This is a genomic window from Muricauda brasiliensis, from assembly GCF_003057865.1.
GTDB classification, from domain to species: Bacteria; Bacteroidota; Bacteroidia; order Flavobacteriales; family Flavobacteriaceae; genus Flagellimonas; species Flagellimonas chongwuensis.
Map to the genome: position 1 here is coordinate 1 of NZ_QBTW01000004.1, position 23,341 is coordinate 23,341.

General features: G+C 42.6%; 20 protein-coding genes. 16 read left to right on the top strand and 4 right to left on the bottom strand.

Features of this window, described 5'->3' with window-relative positions; translation table 11 throughout:
• The first annotated feature begins 64 nt into the window (after nt 1-64).
• The 3 genes from DCK90_RS03115 to DCK90_RS03125 all read left to right on the top strand — a co-directional run bounded on the left by DCK90_RS03115 (nt 65) and on the right by DCK90_RS03125 (nt 2,919).
• Nucleotides 65-829 carry a creatininase family protein gene (locus DCK90_RS03115; RefSeq protein ID WP_108244734.1) on the top strand — a complete coding sequence of 255 codons (765 nt, stop codon included), beginning with the start codon at nt 65-67 and terminating at the stop codon, nt 827-829.
• 2 nt (nt 830-831) lie between these two features.
• Entirely contained in the window at nt 832-1,782 is a 951-nt protein-coding gene (locus DCK90_RS03120) for a GlxA family transcriptional regulator (RefSeq protein WP_108244735.1), read from the top strand.
• A 99-nt stretch (nt 1,783-1,881) separates the two neighbouring features.
• Complete coding sequence (locus tag DCK90_RS03125) at nt 1,882-2,919, top strand: DJ-1/PfpI family protein (protein ID WP_108244736.1); 1,038 nt, start codon at nt 1,882-1,884, stop codon at nt 2,917-2,919.
• A gap of 280 nt (nt 2,920-3,199) precedes the next feature.
• Here DCK90_RS03125 and rsmG read toward each other — a convergent pair whose 3' ends face one another.
• Nucleotides 3,200-3,835, bottom strand: coding sequence for a 16S rRNA (guanine(527)-N(7))-methyltransferase RsmG (rsmG, locus tag DCK90_RS03130; protein WP_108244737.1), 636 nt, complete (start codon nt 3,833-3,835; stop codon nt 3,200-3,202).
• A 114-nt stretch (nt 3,836-3,949) separates the two neighbouring features.
• On the opposite strand from rsmG, the gene DCK90_RS03135 reads away from it, so the two are divergent.
• Together DCK90_RS03135 and DCK90_RS03140 are read left to right on the top strand one after the other, a co-directional pair.
• A complete protein-coding gene (locus tag DCK90_RS03135) occupies nt 3,950-5,053 on the top strand; it encodes a fatty acid desaturase family protein (protein WP_108244738.1) in 1,104 nt (367 codons plus the stop codon).
• 14 nt (nt 5,054-5,067) lie between these two features.
• Nucleotides 5,068-6,255: a pyridoxal phosphate-dependent aminotransferase gene (locus DCK90_RS03140; RefSeq protein ID WP_108244739.1), complete on the top strand. Its 1,188-nt coding sequence runs from the start codon at nt 5,068-5,070 to the stop codon at nt 6,253-6,255.
• Between the two features lie 88 nt (nt 6,256-6,343).
• Here DCK90_RS03140 and DCK90_RS03145 read toward each other — a convergent pair whose 3' ends face one another.
• A complete protein-coding gene (locus DCK90_RS03145; RefSeq protein ID WP_108244740.1) occupies nt 6,344-7,834 on the bottom strand; it encodes a TrkH family potassium uptake protein in 1,491 nt (496 codons plus the stop codon).
• The gene (trkA, locus tag DCK90_RS03150; RefSeq protein WP_108244741.1) at nt 7,834-9,183 is read right to left on the bottom strand and encodes a Trk system potassium transporter TrkA; all 1,350 of its coding nucleotides are present in this window, start codon (nt 9,181-9,183) and stop codon (nt 7,834-7,836) included. The genes DCK90_RS03145 and trkA overlap by 1 nt, the downstream gene beginning before the upstream one ends.
• A 194-nt stretch (nt 9,184-9,377) precedes the next feature.
• Between trkA and ubiE the strand changes: the two genes are divergently transcribed.
• Together ubiE and porT are read left to right on the top strand one after the other, a co-directional pair.
• Nucleotides 9,378-10,106: a bifunctional demethylmenaquinone methyltransferase/2-methoxy-6-polyprenyl-1,4-benzoquinol methylase UbiE gene (ubiE, locus tag DCK90_RS03155; RefSeq protein WP_108244742.1), complete on the top strand. Its 729-nt coding sequence runs from the start codon at nt 9,378-9,380 to the stop codon at nt 10,104-10,106.
• A gap of 4 nt (nt 10,107-10,110) precedes the next feature.
• A complete protein-coding gene (gene porT / locus DCK90_RS03160) occupies nt 10,111-10,809 on the top strand; it encodes a type IX secretion/gliding motility protein PorT/SprT (protein WP_108244743.1) in 699 nt (232 codons plus the stop codon).
• A 1-nt stretch (nt 10,810) separates the two neighbouring features.
• Here porT and DCK90_RS03165 read toward each other — a convergent pair whose 3' ends face one another.
• Nucleotides 10,811-11,530: a TrmH family RNA methyltransferase gene (locus DCK90_RS03165; protein WP_108244744.1), complete on the bottom strand. Its 720-nt coding sequence runs from the start codon at nt 11,528-11,530 to the stop codon at nt 10,811-10,813.
• 24 nt (nt 11,531-11,554) lie between these two features.
• On the opposite strand from DCK90_RS03165, the gene tamL reads away from it, so the two are divergent.
• The 9 genes from tamL (at nt 11,555) to DCK90_RS03210 (ending at nt 23,312) form a co-directional block, all read left to right on the top strand.
• A complete protein-coding gene (tamL, locus tag DCK90_RS03170) occupies nt 11,555-14,143 on the top strand; it encodes a translocation and assembly module lipoprotein TamL (RefSeq protein WP_108244745.1) in 2,589 nt (862 codons plus the stop codon).
• A gap of 52 nt (nt 14,144-14,195) precedes the next feature.
• Nucleotides 14,196-15,263: a class II fructose-bisphosphate aldolase gene (gene fbaA, locus DCK90_RS03175; RefSeq protein ID WP_108244746.1), complete on the top strand. Its 1,068-nt coding sequence runs from the start codon at nt 14,196-14,198 to the stop codon at nt 15,261-15,263.
• 27 nt (nt 15,264-15,290) lie between these two features.
• Nucleotides 15,291-16,151: an acetyl-CoA carboxylase, carboxyltransferase subunit beta gene (gene accD, locus DCK90_RS03180; protein ID WP_108244747.1), complete on the top strand. Its 861-nt coding sequence runs from the start codon at nt 15,291-15,293 to the stop codon at nt 16,149-16,151.
• A gap of 164 nt (nt 16,152-16,315) precedes the next feature.
• Nucleotides 16,316-16,585, top strand: coding sequence for a 30S ribosomal protein S15 (rpsO, locus tag DCK90_RS03185; RefSeq protein WP_108244748.1), 270 nt, complete (start codon nt 16,316-16,318; stop codon nt 16,583-16,585).
• Between the two features lie 215 nt (nt 16,586-16,800).
• Nucleotides 16,801-19,041 carry a polyribonucleotide nucleotidyltransferase gene (locus tag DCK90_RS03190; RefSeq protein ID WP_108244749.1) on the top strand — a complete coding sequence of 747 codons (2,241 nt, stop codon included), beginning with the start codon at nt 16,801-16,803 and terminating at the stop codon, nt 19,039-19,041.
• A 156-nt stretch (nt 19,042-19,197) separates the two neighbouring features.
• Nucleotides 19,198-20,061 (top strand): sigma-70 family RNA polymerase sigma factor, encoded by an 864-nt coding sequence (locus DCK90_RS03195; RefSeq protein WP_100817395.1) that lies wholly within the window; start codon nt 19,198-19,200, stop codon nt 20,059-20,061.
• Nucleotides 20,062-20,331: 270 nt separating this feature from the next.
• On the top strand, nt 20,332-21,600 hold the full coding sequence (locus DCK90_RS03200; RefSeq protein WP_108244750.1) for a serine hydrolase domain-containing protein: 1,269 nt from the start codon (nt 20,332-20,334) through the stop codon (nt 21,598-21,600).
• 66 nt (nt 21,601-21,666) lie between these two features.
• Nucleotides 21,667-22,326: a ribulose-phosphate 3-epimerase gene (rpe, locus tag DCK90_RS03205; protein ID WP_108244751.1), complete on the top strand. Its 660-nt coding sequence runs from the start codon at nt 21,667-21,669 to the stop codon at nt 22,324-22,326.
• Complete coding sequence (locus DCK90_RS03210) at nt 22,326-23,312, top strand: YpdA family putative bacillithiol disulfide reductase (protein ID WP_108244752.1); 987 nt, start codon at nt 22,326-22,328, stop codon at nt 23,310-23,312. Before rpe ends, DCK90_RS03210 begins: the two co-directional genes overlap by 1 nt.
• Nucleotides 23,313-23,341: the final 29 nt, after the last annotated feature.

The window sequence follows — 23,341 nt, forward strand, 5'->3', positions numbered from 1 at the left end:
GAGTAACTTCAAGGCCGTCATCCAAACATGACGGCCTTTTTGTTTAACCTAACCCTTCTTAGACATGCCCAGACCCTATATTTTGGCAGAGACCAACTGGAAACACTTGAAAGATGAATCTTTTGACCTTGCCATCCTACCATGGGGCGCCACTGAAGCCCATAATTACCACCTCCCCTACGCCACCGATGTAATCGAAGGAACATCGATTGCGGAAGAATCTGCCAGAATTGCTTGGGAGCAAGGAAGCAAAGTAATTGTATTGCCCACTATACCGTTTGGTGTAAACACAGGTCAATCGGACATTTATCTGGACATGAACCTAAACCCAAGTACACAATTTGCCATATTAAAGGATTTGATTACCGTGCTTGACCGACAAGGAGTAAAAAAATTCATGATCTTGAACAGTCATGGAGGCAATAATTGGAAGGCCATCATCAGGGAACTCGGACTACTCTTTCCAGAAATGTTCCTTTGCGTTACCAATTGGTTCAAACTTGGCAGTAATTCGGGTGTATTTGAAAAACCGGGCGATCATGCCGATGAAATGGAAACCAGTCTTATCCTACATTTAACCCCCGAACTGGTGCTACCTAAGGAGGACTGGGGAGAAGGCAGGGAATTCAAAAACAAAATCAAAGCATTTTCTGAAGGCTGGGTATGGACAGAGCGACCTTGGTCTAAAGTGACCCAAGACACAGGGGTTGGTGACCCCAGTCTGGCCACGAAAGAAAAAGGCGAGACATTCTTCAATTTGGTGTGTGCCAAAATGGGCAAGCTACTTGTTGATCTCTCCAACGCTGATATCAACGACCTCTATCAGTAAAAATGTCCAAAAGCAATCCATTACGCGTATTCTTTTTGATACCACCAGAAGTCCAACTTTTGGATTTTGCAGGTCCCGCCCATCTTTTTTACGAAGCCAAAGAGTACGGTGCCGAAATAGAAATACACTATATAAGTTTAAACGAGAACTCTTCACAGCAATCAAGTGCCAGAGTTGCCATTGGGGGGCTTTTACCATTTACCACTTTTGAATTGAATAGCAATGACTTACTGTTTGTACCAGGACTGGAGTCCAAACTCTTTTTGTCAGAACAGTTTATCAAACAACACCAAAGCTTTTTTGAATGGCTGAAAAAGCAGGGCAAAGCCAAGGCTAGAATTTGCTCAGTTTGTACCGGAGCTTACCTTTTGGGGATTGCGGGGCTTTTAGACAACAAGGAGTGTACCACCCATTGGAAGTATCTCGATGATTTTAAACAAAGATTTCCAGATACAGAAGTGCTGACCGACCGCTTGATCGTAAAGGATGATAACATCTATTCAAGTGCAGGTGTTTCATCTGGCATCGACCTTTCCCTTTTTATTCTAGAAGAGCTTTTTGGAGCAGTATTCGCTTCCAAAATTGCCAAGGAAGTGGTCATTTATGCAAGAAGGACATCAAAAGATCCACAATTAAGTATTTATCTCCGTTTCAGGAACCATTTGGAAAACCGAATACATAGGATACAGGACATCTTGAGCCAAAACCTTGACAAAAAGATTAAAATCGAGGAACTGGCCGAAATGGTACACATGAGCCGAAGAAATCTCACGAGGCTGTTTAAGACCACCACAGGAATCACCATTGGAGAGTACTTGGAACAATTAAGAGTGGAACATGCCAAACAGTTGATTGAAAATGGTTCCAAGGTCAGTACTGCCGCAATGGCCTGTGGACTCAAAAGCAGCAACCAACTTAGGACACTACTAAAAAAGCATACTATCACCCCATAGTGAGGCATCCATCTTGATGGCCCGATACTGAGCACAATTGTCCTTTCAAAAGATTAATTACCCATTTAATTTTGGACCATTCATCAAATCCAAAAGAGAATGAAAAAGTCATTAATCATATTGTGCAACCTAATATCAATGGTCACAATGTCTCAAAATTCAAGTGACCAAGCCACAGCTTATGTTTGTCCACCCTGCAACAGTGCTTGCGACGACATCACATACAATACTCCCGGCACATGCCAGCATTGCAATATGCCGTTTGTCAAAAAAGAAATGTCCAAAACCATTGCATTTTACCTTCAAGACGGAGTGGAGGTATTGGACTTTTCAGGCCCAATGGAAGTATTCAGCTATGCTGGTTATCGCGTTTTTACCGTATCGGCCACCAAAGACCCCATTAAGTCACAGGGTATTTTAACCGTAGTTCCTGACTACAGTATTTATGATGCCCCAAAGGCGGATATATTGGCCTTCTTTGGAGGCAATTCCCAAGCTGCCTCCCAGAACAAGGAGGTTATCACATGGGTAAAGGAACAAAAGGATATTGAATACCATTTCTCAGTATGTACCGGTGCATTTGTGCTGGCTGAAGCAGGTATTCTTGATGGAAAAGTAGCCACAACTTTCCATAACGCCCTATCCGACCTGGAAACGAACTATCCCAAAGTGGATGTGCGTAAAAATGTTAGATATGTAGACAATGGAGAAGTAATCACTACCGCAGGGATTTCTGCCGGAATCGATGGCGCCCTTCACCTTGTGGCCAAATTACAGGGTATAAACGCAGCCAAAAGAACAGCTTTCTACATGGAATACGACAACTGGAATATGGGCAACGGGCTCCTATTATCAGAATCTAATCCTTATGCCGACCAAAAGCATGATGTCTTTTTTAAAGATTTTGAAGGCGTTTATCAATACAAAAATGATACAACCTTCAATCTAAAATATGATAAGAACCAAGAAAATTTATTGGTAGAAATCGACGATGTATTTTATCCCATTTACCATGAAATCGATGATGTTTTCTCTGACGTAAACAGTGAATATGTAGGGTTTCTAAGAAATCCTTCTGGGGAGATAATAGGTTACCAGCTGGAGAAAAATGGTGAAATATTCAAGAAACTTGATTAATCCAAAAATTAAGAAGACACAAAACCAAAAATCTCATATTAAGTCAATTAAAATTATATTTACCTATAAACAGACAATTTAAATGTAAATTTAACGTTAACTAATTGTAAATTAATCGTGACCTATTTATCTTTGATTACATAAACTCAATTAGTTATGACTGTTAGAATATATGCATGGGGGAAATTGATGAGTAAAAAATATCAGCAATTTTGGCTATATGCCAAGGATTATGCCCGAAAATGTAGATTGGTATACAAAAGGATGTACAGTATTTAGTCTATCCTTTATATTTCTGTGGTAAGTAAACCACTTTTTTGGTCTCAAAGAAATCCTCCTCAAAATACTCGTTTAAATCGAAAGTCTGAACGGTTTCATAGCCCTTCAGTTCTTCACTAAGATCTCCGCCCTTTAGATAAAGAATGCCATTTTTTCTCTGATGTGCGGAGTCTTTTTTGATTTTACCTTTGGTCCAATGCACAAAAGTAGGCATGGCTGCAACCGCTCTGCTCACAATAAAGTCAAATCGTCCCGGAATTTCTTCTACTCTGGAATGGTGGGTTTCGACATTCTCCAAGCCCAATCCTTCCACCACCTCATTAACCACTTTTATTTTTTTCCCAATGGCATCCACAAGGGTAAATTTTACATTTGGAAACATAATGGCCAACGGAATTCCAGGAAAACCACCACCGGTTCCAACATCCAAAATTTCCGCTCCCTCATTGAACAGCTGGACCTGGGCTATTCCCAAGGAATGAAGTATGTGTCGCAGGTATAACTCGTCAATATCTTTTCTGGAAACCACATTTATCTTCTGATTCCAATCTTGGTAAAGTGTTTCCAGTTTTACAAACTGCTCTTTCTGTTCCTCGTTGAGCGTCGTAAAATATTTAAAGATAAGTTCCGCTTTCATGTTGCCAACCGTATTTTTGACAAAATTAATACTTTTATAGACCTTAACACCGTTCTAACAAAAGGTTGTAACTCTAAAAAAGCATTTTAGTTACCTTTGTAAAAATATTTTTTTATGGATAAGAATACCGTCCGGTTTTCAAGAAGAGATTCAGCACAGTTTTTTAGAACACTGAACAAGAGAGTAAACGAATACTTCAAAGAAAACGACCTTAAGAAAACCGGGAACTGGAAACTTCACTTGAAAACCATTGTGATGTTTGCCATTTTTTTGACCCCTTATTTTTTAATGCTGACCCTCCACCTCCCTTTTTGGGGCTATCTTCTGCTTTCCATCACCATGGGCGTAGGAATGGCCGGAGTGGGAATGAACGTGATGCACGATGGAAACCACGGCGCATATTCCAACAAAAAATGGGTGAACAAGTTGATGGGGAGCAGCATCTACATTTTGGCCGGTAATGTTTACAATTGGCAAGTACAGCACAATGTACTGCACCATACCTATACCAACATCCACGAACATGACGAGGATATGGAAGCCGGACGCGTTTTAAGATTCTCCAAACATGCCGAATGGAGAAAGCACCACAAATTTCAACACTATTACTCTATTTTTCTATACGGCCTATTGACATTTAACTGGGCCATCACAACAGATTTCCAACAAATGTACCGTTACATGAAGAGGAAATTGAGCTACGGTAAACTGCCCAACCCAGTAATCAACTGGAGTACATTGGTTATTACAAAAATTATTTATTTGACCATTTGGATCGTACTTCCATTAATTTTTGTTGATATAGCCTGGTGGCAAGTATTGCTTGGATTCTTTATTATGCACTACGTTGCCGGTGTGATTCTAAGTGTAGTATTCCAGTTAGCCCACATTGTGGACCACGCGGAAACCCCCCTTCCGGATGAAGCTGGCAACATGAAAAACACTTGGGCCATTCACCAGTTGTTCACCACGGTAAATTTTGGTACCAAAAACAGAATAGTAAACTGGTTTACCGGCGGATTGAACCATCAGGTGGAGCACCATATCTTCCCGAACATAAGCCACATCCATTACACAAATATTTCCAAAATTGTGAAACAGACTGCTCAGGAGTTCAATTTACCGTACCACGAATATAAAACTACCAGAAAAGCTATAATTTCGCACTTCAAACACTTAAAGGAGTTGGGCAAAAACCCGGCACTCCAGTATCAGTAAAAAACGAAGCATCAATGAGCAACCATTTATCTGACAGGATCAAGAACATGTCCACGTCAGCAACTTTGGCCATGGCAGCCAAAGCGCGGGAATTACGAAATGAAGGAAAGGATATCATCGGTTTGAGCTTGGGGGAACCCGACTTCAATATTCCAGATTTTATCAAGGATGCCGCGAAGCAGGCCATCGACGAAAATTATAGCAGCTATACCCCAGTTGATGGGTACGCTGAGCTTAAGACAGCTATTTCCAATAAATTCAAAAGAGACAACGGCCTCGATTACGTAGCAAACCAAATCGTGGTTTCTACAGGAGCAAAACAGTCGCTCTTTAATGTGGCAATGGTAGTACTTAATCCTGGTGACGAAGTAATTCTTCCGGCACCATACTGGGTAAGTTATAGCGACATCGTAAAATTGGCCGAAGGAGTTCCTGTAGAGGTTCCCACTCAAATCGACACCGATTTTAAAATGACGCCTCAACAATTGGAAGCTGCCATTACCCCAAAGACAAGAATGCTTTGGTTCAGCTCTCCATGTAACCCAAGTGGCTCTGTATACAGCAAGGATGAATTGAAAGGATTGGCTGAGGTATTGAAAAAACATCCGGATATCTATGTGGTATCCGATGAAATCTATGAGCATATCAATTTTACCGAAGGTGGTCACACCAGCATTGCTGGCATTGATGGCATGTACGATAGAACGGTAACCGTAAACGGTGTATCCAAGGCATTTGCCATGACCGGATGGCGTATTGGTTACATCGGCGCACCGGAATGGATTGCCAAGGGCTGTACCAAATTGCAAGGTCAGGTAACGAGTGGAGCGAATGCTATTGCTCAACGGGCCGTTATTACAGCTTTGGATGCCCCTGTGAGCAAGATTCAATTTATGATCGACAAGTTCCACGAAAGAAGAGACCTTGTCCTAGGTCTATTGGGTGAGATAGAAGGATTTAACCTCAATGTTCCGGAAGGTGCATTTTACGTGTTCCCGGACATATCCGCTTACTTTGGAAAAACATTGAAAGGTGTGACGATCAACAATGCTTCTGATTTCTCACTGTATCTATTGGAACATGCAAATGTGGCCACGGTTACCGGTGAAGCATTCGGAAACCCTAACTGCATCCGTATATCTTATGCCGCATCGGAGAATGAGCTAAAGGAAGCTATTTCAAGGATAAAGTCAGTACTTTAACATAAAAAAGGAAATGCTGAAGTAAGTACATCGGCTATCCGTCATAATAAATCAAAACCTCTTGAAGTTTACTTTGAGAGGTTTTTTATTAGGTCTTTTTCCAGAAATATGGGGTAAGCACGATCAATACAGTGAACAGTTCCAAACGCCCCAACAACATCAGAAAGGCACACCACCATTTACCTGCATCCGGAAGACTATTATAATTGCTCACAGGGTTCAAACTACCCAAGGCAGGCCCAACGTTCCCTAAGGAGGAGGCGGAACCACCAACCGCGGAAACAAAATCCAAGCCCAAGAAACCAAGCACCAGAGAGCCGATAATAAACAGCAACATGTAGAGCACAAAGAATGCTACTACATTATATACAATATGCTCGGTAACCGTTTTTTGGTTGTAGCGAACCGGAATCACCGCATTGGGGTGCAGGGTACGTTTGAACTCCAGGATACCGTTCTTTATAATCAATAAATGGCGCATCACTTTAATTCCTCCCGCTGTGGAACCTGCAGACCCTCCGAGGAACATCAGGCCAAAAAAGAAAACGGTCAAGAAGTGGGTCCATGAAGTAAAGTCCGCAGAAACAAAACCTGTAGTCGTAATTACCGCGATCACCTGGAACAAGGTATGCCTAAAGGCGCTTTCCGCCTTTCCCCAAACCATCGGATGAAAATCGGATACCGGAACATCCGCCTTAAAATAAACGCCCAATGCGGCCAAAATGGTGAAAATCGCCACAAACCCAAAATAGTATTTGAACTCTTCATCTTGAAAAACACGCTTCACCCGTCCGGTCAGTGCAAAATAACTTAGTACAAAGTTACTGCCCGCCAAGAACATAAAAATGATGATGATGTATTGGATTATTGGAGAATCGTTCCAATAGGCCAAACTGGCATTTTTAGTGGAAAAACCTCCAGTGGACATCGTAGCCAAGGCATGGTTAATGGCATCAAAAAAAGACATTCCAGCAAATTTCAACAATATGGTCTCCAATACAGTATATCCAAAATAGATAAGCCAAAGCCTTTTAGCGGTATCCGTAATCCTAGGATGCAGCTTATCCCCACCGGGGCCAGGCGCCTCTGCACTGAACAACTGCATACCTCCAATACCAAGCAACGGCAAAATGGCTATGGCCAAAACTATAATACCCATTCCCCCGATCCAATGAGTAAGGCTCCGCCACAACAAAATACCTTCCGGAAGTGCTTCGATATCATCTAAAATAGATGCCCCCGTCGTGGTATAGCCGGACATCGTTTCAAAAAAAGCATCTGTTATGGAAGGGATAGAACCCGAAAAAAGATAAGGCAGCATACCGGAAATGGACATTACAATCCATCCAAAGGTCACCACAATATATCCTTCCTTCTTTTTAACCTCCTTTTTATGTCCACGGGTATAGAACATGGCCATCATCCCGAAAAGCATTGTTACAATGGCGGACAACATGATATCCATTGTGGCGCCATCTTTATAAATACCACTGGCCAATGCCGCCAATAGCATAAAGGAACCATTGCAAAGCAACAAAAGTCCCATAATATGGATAATGATTCGTGTATTGAGCTTCATTAGAGGAACAGCTTTTCTATACGAGGAATGGCTTTGGGCAAACAACACACCACCACTTTATCACCTTCTGCAATCCTAAAATCACCCAGTGCTATAATTCCTTCCCCATTACGGATAACACCACCTATGCTCGCCTCTCTTGGAAAGTTAAGCTCACGGATGATTTCCCCGTTCACCAGCGAGGACGCCTTCACCTCAAACTCCAAAATCTCGGCATTTAAATTGTTCAGGCGGGTGAGCGCCAGCACCTCTCCTTTTCTGATGTACCGGAATATACTGTTTGCCGCAAGTAGTTTTTTATTGATGAGGGTATCCACCCCAATGGAATGTGACAACTGGAAATAGTCCATGTTCTCTACCAAGGCTATGGTTTTTTTGATTTTCTTGTTCTTGGCCACCAAGCACGACATAATATTGGTTTCGGAATTACCCGTTACCGCGATAAAGGCGTCCATGGACTCTAGGCTCTCCTCTTCCAACAATTCCACATTACGCCCATCGCCATTGATAACAAGCGCATGCGGCAGTTCATCGGCAATATCAAAGGCCTTCTCCTTATTTTTCTCAATAAGTTTGACGTTGAATTTTTTATTACAAAGGTCGCGCGCCGTTTTGTAGCCTACCTTGCTTCCGCCCAGTATCATAACATTCTTGATATCCTGTTTTTGCATGCCGGAGAGCTTGTACAGCTCCTCGACCCCTTTATCCGATGTAATGAAATAGACTTGATCCCCCTCCTTAAAAACAGTATCACCCCTTGGAATCAAAGTGAATTGTGTTCCTTTTCGTTGTAGTGCAATGGGCATAAAATTAAGTTCCGGAAAAATCCTTGCGGCTTCCTTTACCATCTTGCCCACAAAAGGTGCGGTCTTGGGAAGAATCACACCGAACATGGTCAACAACCCTTCCTCAAATTGATAGGTATCGTTGAAGGCAGACTGGTTAAGCATCAACTGTATTTCCGTGGCAGCAAGACGCTCCGGGGAAATCAGTTCATCGATGCCCAATTGTTCAAACCTGATGAGTTCCCTGTTGTCCATGAACTCCGTATTGGAAATCCGGGCCATGGTACGTTTGCAGCCCAATTGCTTTGCCAGCACACAAAGGGTAAGATTGGTGGTCTCCGACGCGGTCACTCCGATCACGAGGTCGGAACCATCCACATCGGCATCCTGTAGCACCTGTATCGATGTGGCATCGCCCCGCAGCACGCGTATGTCCAAATGGGTATCCGCATAGGACAACCTTTCCTTATCTGTATCGATCAAAGTGATTTCCTGCGCTTCGTAGGACAATAGTTTGGCCAAATGAAATCCAACTTCACCAGCACCTGCAATAATTATTCTCATTGAATAGAATAGGATGTGTTCTTAAATAACTTCGGTTTGCACGCTGCAACCGATACTAAGAATGGTATGCTATACGTAAACTCCATACTTTTAACCAAATACGGAAAATAAATCCCTTTGGAGGGCAAAATTACACAAATATTTTTGTCCGCATCCCCTAACCTAAGTTGTATATTTGCCAGCAAATAAAAGCTATGTCGGAAAAGGTAAAACCTTACAAAGAATCTGAGCTCGGCAAAAAGGAGCAAGTAAAGCAAATGTTCGATAACATTTCCGGGAATTACGATGGCCTTAACCGGGTCATCTCCTTTGGAACAGATGTAAAATGGCGCAAGAAAATAGTGGCCTTTTTAAAAGAGAAGTCCCCCGATTCCATTCTAGATATAGCTACCGGCACCGGAGATTTGGCCATAGCCATGGCAAACACAGGGGCCAAAAACATTGTTGGACTAGACCTTTCGCCCGGAATGTTGGAAGTTGGAAAGAAAAAAGTAGCCAACAAAAACTTACAGAACACTATCGAAATGGTCGTTGGTGATAGCGAAAACCTGCCGTTTGAAGACAACTCCTTTGACGCCATCACCGTAGCGTTTGGGGTACGGAACTTCGAAAACTTGGAAAAAGGACTGGAAGAAATCCATAGGGTATTGAGGCCTGGAGGAAATTTTGTGGTCTTGGAGACCTCGGTCCCCACTAGAACACCTTTTAAACAGGGTTATAAAATCTACACAAAATACGTACTGCCCTCCATTGGCAATTTGTTCTCAAAAGATAGGTCCGCTTACAAATATTTGAGTGAATCGGCTTCTGTTTTTCCACATGGACAGGCTTTCAACAATATTTTGAAGAAAATCGGGTTTATAGGAATAGAGAACAAACCACAGACAATGGGTGTAGCATCCATTTATGTTGCTTCAAAATAGATTGATGAAAAATCTCCTAATCCTATTTGGACTGATTATAGTATCGCACCAATCTGCCGTTGCGCAATTTGGAAGCGACCCCATCCTCAACCTTCAGAACGAGGACAAGAAATTTCTCAACTGGGGATACTACCTTGGATTCAATCAATATGATTTTCAATTTGAATACAAGGATGATATTGGTCAGGATATACTTGTCGATAAAAGCATTGGGTTCAATGTTGGTCTAATCGGTGAGCTCAGGATCAATGAATTCTTGGATGCTCGTTTTGAACCAGGCTTGCTTTACACTGCAAGAACTTTGGGTTTTCCTGGTTTTACTACAGAGAACGATGCGCTTCGTGAGGTACGCTCGACCTATATTCGATTCCCTTTATTGCTCAAGGCGAGCACCCGAAGAATCGGAAACTGGAGACCATTTATTGTTGGAGGGGTTTATACTTCCATTAACCTAGGAAGTAACGAAGACAGTCTGGACGATAACAGTAGTGGCCAATTTAGGATGAAACAAAATGTGTACGGGTACGAAGTTGGTTTTGGGATTGATTTCTACACCGAGTATTTTAAGTTTACACCATCCATTCGAGGGGTTTTTGCCCTTACAGACGAGTTGGTCCCCGATGCCGACCCCAATAGTCCTTGGACAGGCAATATTGCCGCCATGCGCACGCGCGGAATCTTCATCAATTTTACTTTTGAATAACTTATCCTCTACGGATTTCGTTGAGAAGAATCGCCGTGGCCGTGGCCACATTTAAACTTTCCGCAGTAGCTGCACCAAATTGAGGAATCGCAATTTTATGCGTAATGAATTTACCAACCTCATCGGAAACACCATTGGCCTCGTTGCCCATAACCAGAATCCCTTTTTCAGTCAAATTGGAACCATAAACCGGTTCACCTTCCATGTAGGCTCCGTAAATCGGCCGATGCACATTTTCCAAGAAGACCGTCAAATCAGCGTATTCAATATTTACTCGGGCAATGGAACCCATGGTGGCCTGCAATACTTTTGGATTATAGCAATCGACAGTATCGGGGGAGCAGACCAACGTTTTAATCCCAAACCAATCACATAGCCTAATTATAGTACCCATATTTCCAGGGTCCCGAACAGCATCCAACGCCACTACCCAGTCTTCTAAATCTAAATCTTTGGAATCCTTCATACGGAAAACACCGAGTATGCCACTTGGATGTGTCAAGTTGCTCATCTGCTTCAATGTTTTCCCTGAGACCAATTCAGCCTGCTCGAATCTTTGAACCAAACCGGCATCGTCCACAAAAATCTGGTAAGGTTTTAAACCGGCACTCAACAACTCATCCACGAGCTTTTCACCCTCAACAACAAATAGTCCATGTTGAGATCGGTACTTTTTTTGCTTTAGGCTAACAACTAGCTTAATTTGGTTTTTTGTAACCATCTAAATCGTGTATTTTTGGCTTCTATGAGTGGTTATTTTGGTGTAAGGGGCAACTGGGCAAAAATAGGATTATTGTTGCTTTTGCTCAGTATTTTTGGCTGCAATACCTTAAAAAAGGTCGGGGAGGATGAATTATTGCTCACCAAGAACATCATTTTGGTAGATGAAGAAAAAGTGACAAATGCCGAAATCAAAGGCCTGATCACCCAAAAACCGAACAGCAGCGTACTTGGCTATCCTTTAAAATTAAATCTGTACAATCTGGCCAAGGAAAATCCCGACTCATCTTTCCAAGACTGGTTAAACCGAAAAGAAAAAAGGGAAAAACGACTGAAAAACCTATTGTCCGAAAAACAGGTTTATAGATTACAGGAATCGTTTTTGGTGAAAGGATATAGCGAATTTCTCAAAAGAATCGGAGAACCTCCTGTGGTCATTGACACTTCAAAAACCAACAAATCCGTAGACAAGCTCGAATCTTACTACAATAGCAAGGGTTATTTCAATAATACCGGGGAGTATGAGATAATTGAAGGTAAAAAAGCGAAAAAGGCCCAAATAGAGTACCGTGTTACTTTGAACAAACCTTACATTGTGGACACGATCCAGAAAAACATCACCTCCCCCGAACTGGATTCCATTTACAACCAAGCTGTTAAAGGTAGTTTTGTAAAACAGGGACAACAATTTGATCTGGACAATTTCACTTTAGAGCGTGAGCGCCTTACCGCCCTTTTCCGAAATTCTGGCGTGTACAATTTTCAAGAAAGCTCCATAAACTACAATATCTTTAGGGATACCACCCAAGCCTCGGACGACCAATTGATGGATGTGGAACTAAACATCCGCAAGTTTAGGAGCACTAATGATACCACGGACACCAACATGCCCTACAAAGTGGCACGGCACAGAAAAATCAATATCTATGCTGACTATGACCTGAACGGAAGTACAGACTCCCTAAAAACTCTAGAATACGATAATCACAACATAATTTATAGTGGAAAGCTCAGATATCGCCCCAAAGCGCTGACCGATGCCATTTTCTTTGAAAAAGACAGTATTTATCGTGATTTGGACAGGATACGGACCTACCGACAAATCACTAACCTAAATACTTTTAAATATCCTAACATTGAGTTTATCCCAGACTCCACCCAAACACAACTGGAAACAAACATATATCTGGCGGCCAAGCCCAAATATTCATTAAATCTAAATTTTGATGTTACCCATTCCAATATTCAACAGGTGGGGACTGCTTTTAGTGCATCCGTTATCACAAGGAACGTTTTTGGAGGTGCGGAGACATTGAACATTTCTGCAAGGGGTTCCATCGGTTTATTGAGTGATGCCTCCCTATCGGATGGAAATTTTACATCGGAACTCGGTGGAGATGTCAACATCACCTTTCCTCGCATCTGGCTCCCCTTTAACACAGAAGGCATCATTCCTTATTATATGTTGCCCCAGACCCGATTGTCGGCAGGTACCAACTTCCAACGAAACATTGGGCTGGACAAGCAATCCCTGAACTCCATACTTTCCTTTAATTGGACACCTTCTGAAAGGCTGAAAAACAACATTGAACTGCTGAATGTCGAATTTGTAAGAAACGTAAATCCCGACAATTTTTACAACGTATACAGAAATACATTTTCCAACTTGAACAGGGTTGCCGACCAATTTCAGGACGATCCGCAATATTCACAATACTTCAGCCCTTTGGAAGATGTTGATGACGAACCGGTACTTAGCATCCCAACTGGGGCGAATGGTTTTGTTCGAAACATATTGAATGATTCGATTCCTGTAAGCGCGGAGGACAAAGAATTGGTCAACAGCATTGAAGAAAGACGCAGAAGATTAACGGAAAACAACCTTATTTTCGCCACCAATTTCACCCACACCAAAAACAGTAAATCAGGCATCAACGACCTCGATTTTTATCAATATCGAATAAAAGTGGAAAGCGCCGGTGCCATGCTTTCATTGCTCACCAACGTAATTCCTTTCAACAAAAATGACAACGGACAGAACCTTGTTTTCAGTGTCCCCTACTCCCAATATGTAAAAACCGAGTTCGATTATATACGGCATTGGGAAATTGGAGGTTCACAGGTGATTGCCTTTAGAAGTTTTACAGGTCTGGCCATTCCGTATGGCAACTCGGACAATATTCCCTTTGTTCGAAGTTACTTTGCCGGGGGCTCCAACGACAACCGTGCCTGGAACGCTTACGAGCTTGGTCCAGGAAAAACAGACAATATCAATGACTTTAATGAAGCCAACTTTAAAATCGCTTTGAACCTTGAATACAGGTTCCCGATAGCTGGCGATGTAAAAGGTGCCCTTTTCGCAGACGCAGGTAACATTTGGAACGTTTTCGATAGCGAAACAAATCCAGACGCCATCTTCACTGGAATTTCCTCCCTTGCCGATCTAGCATTGGGAACCGGTGTAGGTCTTCGGTATGATTTCACCTATTTTGTGTTTAGGTTGGACGTAGGTTTCAAGACCTACAATCCCGCCAAAGATGGGTCCGCTCGTTGGTTCGATGGGTACAACTTCAAACAAGCCGCCTTTAACATAGGTATCAATTATCCTTTCTAGAGCAAATAATTTATTACTTTTGTTTTCTATTTAATTCGAAACCAATATAACTATGTCCCACAATATCAAGCCCGGTGTCGCTACCGGTGATGAAGTACAGGCAATTTTCAACCATGCAAAAGAAAATGGATATGCGCTTCCGGCCGTAAACGTAATCGGTTCGGACAGCATCAACGCCGTAATGGAAACCGCTGCAACCTTGAACTCTCCTGTAATTATTCAATTTTCCAACGGAGGTGCCCAGTTCAACGCAGGTAAAGGGTTATCCAACGAAAACCAAAAAGCTGCCATTTTAGGAGCCGTTTCAGGAGCCAAGCACGTGCATCAATTGGCAGAGGCCTACGGAGCTACCGTAATCCTTCATACCGATCACTGTGCCAAGAAATTATTGCCATGGATCGATGGTCTATTGGACGCAAGTGAAAAACATTATAAAGAAACTGGCAAATCATTGTTCAGTTCTCATATGATCGACCTTTCAGAAGAGCCGATCGAGGAAAATATCGAAACCTGCAAAAAGTATCTTGAGCGAATGAGCAAAATGGATATGACTTTGGAGATAGAGTTGGGAATTACCGGAGGTGAAGAGGATGGTGTGGACAACACCGATGTAGACGATTCCAAATTGTACACCCAACCGGAAGAAGTGGCATACGCTTACGAAGAACTTTCTAAAGTAAGCCCAAGGTTCACCATCGCCGCTGCATTTGGTAACGTGCATGGCGTATACAAGCCGGGCAATGTAAAACTGACTCCAAAAATCCTTAAGAATTCCCAAGAGTTCATTACCGAAAAATACGGAGTCGAGCACAACCATATCGATTTCGTATTCCACGGTGGTTCCGGGTCTACGGTCGAGGAAATCAGAGAAGCTATCGGTTACGGGGTAATCAAAATGAACATCGATACCGACTTGCAGTATGCGTTCTTGGAAGGGGTTCGCGATTATGTACAAGGAAAAGGAGGTTACCTTCAGGCCCAAATAGGCAATCCTGATGGCGAAGAACAACCTAACAAAAAGTATTACGATCCACGTGTATGGCTTAGAGAAGGACAAAAAACTTTTATTGCCCGTCTAAAAAAGGCATTCGAGGACCTGAACAACGTAAACACTTTGTAAGCCTTAGTCTAACTAAATATTGATTGCATGTCGTCTTGGTTTAAAAGAAAGGAAAAAGGAATACAGACCGCTACGGAGGAAAAAAAGGACACCCCCAAGGGGCTGTGGTACAAATCCCCTACCGGTAAGATTGTTGAGGCCGAAGATCTGGCCAAAAACTTTTACGTAAGTCCAGAAGATGATTATCACGTACGAATAGGAAGCAAAGAATATTTTGAGATTCTTTTTGATGATAACAAGTTTCGTGAACTTGACACAAAAATGACCGCCAAGGACCCTTTAAAGTTCGAGGATACCAAAAAATATTCCGATCGTTTAAAAGCGGCCCAGCAAAAAACAGGGTTAAAGGACGCTGTGCGAACAGCTGTGGGAAAATCCGAAGGCAAGGATATCGTAGTGGCCTGTATGGATTTTGCGTTTATCGGAGGGTCCATGGGAAGTGTGGTAGGTGAAAAAATTTCACGTGCCATTGACGTTGCCAAAAGGAAAAAAATCCCATTTGTAATGATTTCCAAATCCGGAGGTGCCCGTATGATGGAAGCTGCACTATCGTTGATGCAGCTGGCAAAAACATCAGCTAAGTTGGCCCAATTGGCCGATGCAAAGATTCCATACATTTCTTTATGTACAGACCCTACAACAGGGGGAACTACCGCATCCTACGCTATGTTGGGAGACATCAACATTGCCGAGCCAGGCGCCCTTATCGGTTTTGCCGGACCAAGGGTAGTTAAGGATACTACAGGAAAAGATCTTCCCGATGGTTTCCAAACCTCTGAATTCTTGAAAGAGCATGGATTTTTGGACTTTATCACGCACCGTAGGGACTTGAAGAAAAAAATCAATCTGTATATAGATTTGATTACCAATCAACCTGTAAGAATATAAAAAAAGCCCCGAGTTAGGGGCTTTTTTGTTTTGTATGCGATTTTTACGGCATACCTGCCTTCAAAGTTTATTTTTAATAAGTCTTTTGATTTCAAATAAAAGCATATCTTTGCACGCTGATTGAAAGACAATCAATACATAAAAATCATTTAAATAATATTGGAATGTATTTAACAAAAGAAGTTAAAGCCGAGATTTTTAAGAAACACGGCGGCTCTGAGAGCAACACCGGTTCTACGGAAGGACAAATCGCTTTGTTCACGCACCGTATCAACCATTTGACACAACACCTTAAGAGAAACCACAAAGATTACAACACCGAGCGTTCTTTGGTAGCGCTGGTAGGTAAAAGACGTAGTCTTTTGGATTATCTAAAGAAAAAAGATATTGCCAAATACCGTACTTTGATTAAAGAACTAGGTATTAGAAAATAAAAAACACAAGGGGAGGCTAAGGCTTCCCCTTTGTTTTAGTTGAATTTGTTTCAACCAAAAGTCCCGGGTAACCGGGCAAACACAAAAAGCTACAAAATAGTTTTTCATTGGTCAAGTGCCCCAGGCACACACAACAACAACACAACCCGACCGCCCGGATGGCGGTAGACCAAAGTTTAACAGCCTGACCTTTTGGGTTAGGTAAGATTAATTTTATGATTCCAAAGACATTCAAAGAGGTCATAGACCTTGGTGACGGTAGAGAGATTTCTATCGAAACCGGAAAATTGGCAAAACAGGCCCATGGTTCTGTAGTTGTCCAATCTGGCAAGTGTATGCTATTGTGTACAGTTGTCTCAAATTACAAAGCTGCGGATGTGGACTTTTTACCACTTACCGTGGATTATCGCGAAAAATTTGCTGCTGCCGGACGCTACCCCGGTGGTTTCTTCAAAAGGGAAGCAAGACCAAGTGATGGTGAAGTATTGACCATGCGTTTGGTGGATAGGGTACTACGCCCATTGTTCCCTAAGGATTATCACTCCGAAACACAGGTAATGATCCAGTTGATGTCCCATGACGAAAACGTTATGCCGGATGCAATGGCCGGATTGGCCGCTTCGGCTGCCATTCAACTTTCGGATTTCCCGTTCGAATGTGCTATTTCTGAGGTTCGTGTTGGTAGAGTTAACGGTGAATTGATCATTAACCCGACCAGAGCACAGCTTGAAGAGTCGGACATTGATATGATCATTGGTGCTTCCGCTGATTCTGTAATGATGGTGGAAGGTGAGATGGACGAAATTTCCGAAGAGGAAATGGTGGAAGCCATCAAATTTGCCCACGAGGCCATCAAAGTACAATGTGCAGCGCAAGAAAAATTGGCCGAAGCTTTCGGTAAAAAAGAAGTACGTGAGTACGAACCAGAAAACGAGGATGCCGATCTTGAGAAGAAGGTATACGACCTTACCTATGATAAGGTATACGCCGTAGCAAAAGCCGGTTCGTCCAAACATGAACGCAGTGCTGCTTTTGATGCTATAAAAGAAGAAGTGAAGGCCACGTTTACAGAAGAAGAATTGGAAGAGTTTGGAGATTTGGTTTCCAAATACTTCTACAAGGCCGAAAAAGAAGCGGTCAGAAACCTTACCCTAGAAGAAGGACTTCGTTTGGACGGTCGTAAAACTACCGACATCCGTCCTATCTGGTGCGAGGTGGATTATTTGCCATCAGTTCACGGTTCTGCCATCTTTACCCGTGGTGAAACACAAGCATTGGTAACCGTTACCTTGGGTACTTCCAGAGAAGCGAACCAAATAGACATGCCATCTTACGAAGGTGAAGAAACATTCTATTTGCACTACAACTTCCCTCCTTTCTCAACTGGTGAAGCACGACCCATTCGTGGTACTTCCCGTAGAGAGGTAGGTCACGGTAATCTGGCACAACGTGCACTTAAAGGAATGATTCCTGCTGATTGCCCATATACCGTACGTGTGGTATCCGAAGTATTGGAGTCCAATGGTTCTTCTTCCATGGCAACCGTATGTTCAGGTACCATGGCATTGATGGATGCCGGTGTCCAATTGAAAAAGCCTGTTTCTGGTATAGCAATGGGGTTGATCACCGATACCGAAACCGGTAAATATGCCGTACTATCCGATATCTTGGGTGATGAAGATCACTTGGGAGACATGGATTTTAAGGTAACCGGTACAGCAGATGGTATCACAGCTTGCCAAATGGATATTAAAGTAAAAGGTCTTTCTTATGAAATCTTGGTAAAAGCACTTATGCAGGCCAAAGACGGTAGATTGCACATTTTGGGCAAACTTACCGAGACCATTGAAGCTCCAAGACCGGAAGTGAAGTCTTATGCACCAAAAATTGTAACCAGAGTTATTCCTGGTGAGTATATCGGTGCCCTTATCGGAAAAGGAGGTGAAGTGATTCAAGAGCTTCAAAAAACAACCAAAACTACAATCGTTATCAACGAAGACCCAGAAACCGAGGAAGGTATTGTGGAAATTCTTGGTACCGATCAGGATGGAATCAACAAAGTATTGGCAAAAATCGATGCTTTAATGTTCAAACCTGAAGTGGGAAGTGTTTACGAAGTGAAAGTGATCAAGATGCTTGACTTCGGCGCTGTGGTGGAATACACCGAAGCACCAGGGAACGAAGTATTGCTTCACGTATCCGAATTGGCATGGGAACGCACCGAAAATGTATCCGATGTGGTAAACATGGGCGATGTTTTTGATGTAAAATACTTTGGTATAGACCCAAGGACCAAAAAGGAAAAGGTATCAAGAAAAGCTTTGTTGCCAAAACCTGAAGGATATCAAGAACGTCAACCTCGCAACGATAGAGGTGGTGACCGAAGAGGTGGTGGTGACCGCCGTGGTGGTGACCGAAGAGGTGGTGACCGCGACAGAAAGCCAAGAAGGGATTAGTTTTTAAAGTAATCCTAATTAATAAAACAACCCCGGGGCAACACCTCGGGGTTTTGTTTTTTAAAAAAAATGTAACCAAAATGTAACTTTTCAGTTTTTTGAACGTATAACCTAATGAGCTCCGGTTCACAAATTTAATTTGAAGGGAATTTTTAGATGAGACAGTTAAAGATTACAAAACAGGTTACCAACAGGGAAACCGCGTCGTTAGACAAGTATTTGCAGGAGATTGGAAAGGTAGATTTGATTACCGCCGATGAAGAGGTAGAGTTGGCACAGCGAATCAAAGCGGGAGACCAAGTAGCCTTGGAAAAATTAACTAAAGCCAACCTTAGGTTCGTTGTATCTGTTGCAAAACAGTACCAGAACCAAGGGTTAACACTTCCTGATTTGATTAATGAAGGAAACTTGGGACTTATCAAAGCAGCACAGCGTTTTGATGAAACCCGTGGGTTTAAATTTATTTCTTACGCCGTTTGGTGGATTCGCCAATCCATTCTTCAGGCGTTGGCAGAGCAATCCCGTATTGTTCGTTTGCCATTGAACAAGATTGGTTCCATCAACAAGATCAACAAAACATTTGCTTTCTTGGAGCAAGCTCACGAACGCCCACCATCCGCAGAGGAAATTGCCAAAGAATTGGACATGACAGTGGAAGATGTGAAGCAATCCTTGAAAAATTCCGGTCGCCACGTATCCATGGATGCTCCATTGATCGATGGTGAGGATTCCAACCTATACGATGTATTGCGCAGCGGTGAGTCCCCTAACCCGGACAAGGAACTTTTGCACGATTCACTTCGTACCGAAATTGAGCGTGCATTGGAAACCCTTACCCCTCGTGAGGCAGATGTAATCAGGCTTTACTTCGGTTTGGCCGGACAACATTCCATGACCTTGGAAGAAATCGGTGAAACTTTTGACCTTACCAGAGAAAGAGTTCGCCAGATTAAGGAAAAGGCAATCCGCAGATTAAAACACACCTCCAGAAGTAAGATTTTAAAGACATATTTGGGATAAAGTGTAAAAAACACCCACTAAATTACAGTTAAACTATCCTTAAATTTGATTTTTGGCAGGAAAGTTGTAATTTAGTAAGATATAACAGTTTATCATGACTGTTCGTTTTTTGATTGATGAATAAACTCCGGCTGATTACCGGAGTTTTTTTGTTTCTATACTTAGCAACACTTTTTTACAGCACAATGAACCCTGATTTAGGTCTTCAAATAATCCTTACCTTTCTTTAACCGAACCAGTTCACTATTTAAGAACACCAATCAACCCAACATGAAAAGAATATTCCTCTCCATTTTATTTATAGCCTCTGTAATCTCATTAGGTACAAGTCAGGAAAATACAGAAGATATCATTCAAGAAGCCGCAAGGACCAGACTGGATTCTACCTTACAAAGTTTTGTGAAAAACGGTGAAGTGGCCGGGGCATCGGCATTGATTTTTGAAAAGGGCAAAGAGGTTTACTTCAATGCTTTTGGCCATGCAGATGTAGACAAAAAAATCCCTATGCAACGTAATACTCTGGTGCAGATTTATTCAATGACAAAACCTATTACGGGAACCGCTTTGATGACATTGTATGATGAAGGTAAGTTTCAATTGGACGACCCGTTGGAAAAATATGCTCCCGAATTTGCCAACATGAAAGTGTACCAAGGGGTGGACTCCGATGGTGAGATGATACTCGAACCCTTGAACCGACCGATTACCATCCGTGACATTACACGCCATACGGCGGGGTTTTCCACCCGGGACGATATTCCAGGACATAGTGAGGCCTTAAAAGAAGCGGACCCGTTCAACTGGGAGAATACCTTGCCCCAAATGGCAGAAAAATTGGGAAGCATACCTCTATGGTTCCAGCCCGAAGCCAAATGGGAATATGGTCCTTCGGTCGATGTACAAGCATTTTTAGTGGAGCGGATTTCGGGTCAACCGTATCAGGAATATGTCCGTGAGCATGTTCTTGACCCCTTGAAAATGACAGATACCCGCTATGTAGTCCCAGAGGATGAGCGCTATAGAATGTCACCGGCTTATCGTAAAACTGAAATGGGTGAATTGAACCAATCCCCCAACGAAGAAGCGCATGCATTCAATTATAAAAAATGGCCACTGACCCCTGGTGGTTGGGGACTGACTTCCACACTTGACGATTATATGCGCTTTGCCAGAATGTTGGTCAACGAGGGAAACTTGGAGGGAGCGGAAATTCTTGAACCAGAAACCGTGAAGTTGATGTCCACCAACCATTTGGATGAAAACATTACGGAAAGGTCGTGGTTGCCCAGCAAGGGACAAGTAGGCTTCGGGATAGATTTTGCCGTTCGGCTTCGTGCCCCTGCATCCGTTGAAGAGAACAATGGGGTTGTCGGAGAATTCTTTTGGGACGGAGCGGCGAGCACCTTGTTTTGGATAGATCCCGTAAATGAATTAACGGCGGTGTTCTTCGTGCAGATTTTTCCATATAACGGCTCACTTCACAAGCGGTTCAGGGATGCAGTCTATGGCCCAATAGTACTGCCAAAAGGTTCTAAATAGGCATGAACCGATTAAGGTATTGCTTTAACATTTCACTATCTTTGTAGGGAACGAGCAGATTCTCACATGAGCAAAAAAATTATCGCCCCTTCGCTACTGGCATCCGACTTTGCCAATCTTCAACAAGAAATAGAAATGGTGAACCAAAGTGATGCCGATTGGTTCCATTTAGATGTAATGGACGGCGTTTTTGTGCCCAACATTTCATTTGGAATGCCCGTGATACAAGCTATTGCCCAACATGCCAAAAAACCGTTGGACACCCACCTCATGATCATTGACCCGGACAGGTACATTAAAATCTTTGGGGATTTGGGTGTAGATAACCTTACCGTCCATTACGAGGCGTGCCCACATTTGCACAGGACCTTACAGGCCATCAAGGCAGAGGGCATGAAATCCGGTGTGGCCATTAACCCACATACTTCGGTAAAATTGTTGGAGGATACCATTCAGGATATTGACATTGTTATCGTTATGAGTGTCAACCCAGGGTTTGGAGGACAATCCTTTATCGAGAACACCTATCAAAAAGTTGCTGATTTAAAAGAATTGATCAATCGGAAAAATGCCAACACCTTGATTGAAATTGATGGAGGGGTCAATGCCGACAATGCAAAAAAACTCATTGATTGCGGAGCGGATGTTTTGGTTGCGGGCAGTTTTGTATTTAAAAGCACCAACCCGACCCAAACCATCAAAAAATTAAAAGAAGAAATAGCATAATGCAGCAATTTGATGTTGTCATCATCGGGGGTGGCCCCATCGGGATAGCCTGTGGCCTTGAAGCTAAAAAACAGGGGATTTCCTATATCATTATAGAAAAAGGACCTATTGTCAATTCCTTGTTCAACTACCCAATGAACATGCAATTTTTCTCCTCTTCCGAAAAATTAGAGATAGACGAAATACCTTTCATAAGCAAGGAGGCCAAGCCCAAACGCGCCGAAGCCTTGGAATACTATCGCAGGATTGTGACCTCCAACCAGCTTAACATTCATCTTTTTGAAAAAGTACTTGATACCGAAAAACAAGGAGAAACCTTTTTGGTCAAAACAGATAAAGACGAATACCAAGCTAAAAATGTTATTGTGGCAACTGGGTTCTACGATTTACCCAACACCATGGATATTCCCGGTGAAGATTTGCCAAAAGTGTCGCATTACTACAACGACCCCCATTTTTATGCCAGTCAAAAATTGGTAGTGGTCGGGGCCAGTAATTCCGCCATAGATGCAGCATTGGAATGTTGGCGAAAAGGAGCTGAGGTAACCTTGGTAATTCGTGGTCCGGAAGTTGGTCCCCGCGTAAAATATTGGGTGCGCCCTGATATCATCAACCGTATTGAGGAAGGTAGCATTAAAGCATATTATAATTCCACTGTCAAAGAAATCAGACCCCACGAAATTGTCATCAATTCTCCTGAAGGCGAAATTGTGCTGGAAAATGATTTTGTACTCGCATTAACCGGCTACAAGCCAAATTTTGCATTTTTGGAGAAACTGGGCATCGAACTTTCCAACGACCCAAAAAGATTACCTAAATACGACCCAGCCACCATGGAGACCAATGTGGACGGCCTATTCTTGGCAGGTGTGATTTGCGGTGGTATGGAAACCCACAAATGGTTTATCGAAAATTCTCGGATTCATGCTCCAATTATCATGAATGCCATCAAGCATAAGATGCAATCCGTAGCAGAGGAATCTTGATTTGGGTCAACATTTGCCCCTTTTCAGAA